1 protein-coding gene is annotated in these 1490 nt (G+C 70.9%); it reads left to right on the forward strand.

Going from position 1 to position 1490, the window contains the following annotated elements; all coding sequences use genetic code 11:
* A partial coding sequence (locus tag ABFX46_RS43260) for a hypothetical protein (protein WP_428831387.1) occupies window positions 1-1490 on the forward strand: 1490 nt, incomplete at both ends.

Consider the following 1490-nt stretch of genomic DNA (forward strand, 5'->3'; position numbering starts at 1 on the left):
GCAGCGGGCCGGCGGGGCGCTGTCGATCACGCAGCGCCGCACCGAGATCGGCGCCGTCACCGACCGGTTCGCGGCGGTGGAGACCGTCAGCCGGTTCCTCGGCTCGCGGCCGGAACGGGCGGTGCGCCAGTGCAAGCGCGAGTACGACGAGGTGGCGCTGCGCAGCGATCTCCGCATCTTCCTGAATGTGCTGGACGAGGCGGACGAGGAGTTCCGCTCCCGTTTCGTGGAGCTGGCGCAGGGCTTCCTCGCCCAGGCCGACCGTGCCGCCTTGGAAGCGCTACCGGCGATGTTGCGGCTGAAATGGTACCTGGTTGGCCGTGGACTGGTGCCGGAGTTGCTGAAGGTCCTGACCTACGAGCGGCGCAAACTGCGGATCCCGGTGACCCGCATACTGTGGCGGCATTACGCGAAGTATCCCTTCTGGGGCGACCGCCGCCTGCGGATTCCCCGCCGGGTGTTCCGGCTGGGCGAGGAACTCGCGCCCCGTGCACGGCTGCACGAGATGACATGGCGGCGCGGCAAGCTGCACATTACCGGGCACGCCTACATCGACTACGCCGGCGCGGGTTCTCCGTGGTCGTCCCTGAAGGCCATCGGCGTCAAGGAGGTCGGCAGCGGCAGCACCCGAGCGGTGCCGGCGCGCACCCGGTTTTGTCGGGACGCTGACGAGACGGCGGGCGATCCGCACCGCAGCCACAGGTGGTCGGGGTTCTCCGCGACGATCGACCCGAAGCGGCTGCGGCGCGACGGGCGCTACGTCGACGGGACCTGGCTGGTCGCGGCCGGGGTGTACGGTGGCGGGGTGTTGCGGCGCGGCGCGCTCGTGGCGCCGGCGTCCGGTAGCGGCGCGCACCCCGCCTGGCACTATGTCGGCGAGGACGTGCGCGTGGTCCCGTTGATCACTCGCGGCGGGACGTTGCGGCTCCGGGTGGAGACCGTGCGGGCGCGCGTCACCGGCCACCGCGTGGCCGATGACGCCATGGAGGTCCGCGGAAAGATTCGCGGCGGTGTGCCGGATGGATCCGCATTGGTGGTGCGCCGGCGCACTGGAACAGAGCTGAACCGCTACCCGGTGGCCACCGACGATACGGCCTGCGGCGGATTCCGCGTACGGATCCCGCTGAGTGATCTGATGGCCGACATGCCCGTCCCCGCCGGGGAGTCGGATCGCCTGCCCGGCCTCGGGCAACGCGCAGAACCCGACGACGGGGTCGGCTGGCGTCTCGACATGATCGTGCCGGACGATTGCGCCGGAGCGGACGAACTGTTTCAACTGATGTTCGACGATGACGCGGTCGAGGGGTTGTACTCCTTCGCGGGCAAGGAGGTCGCCGTCTACCGCTCCCGCCACGGCTACGCTGAGCTGAAGGCCCGCACTCCCCGCCCGGTCGTGACCGACGCGATCTGGGAGCGGGGCGGGACGCTGGTGCTGTCCGGCGACGATCCGCCCGGTTCGCCGGACCCGGCCGAGCTGGTGCTGCGCAGCC

The organism is Actinomadura chokoriensis (genome assembly GCF_039529475.1).
GTDB classification, from domain to species: domain Bacteria; phylum Actinomycetota; class Actinomycetes; order Streptosporangiales; family Streptosporangiaceae; genus Spirillospora; species Spirillospora bangladeshensis.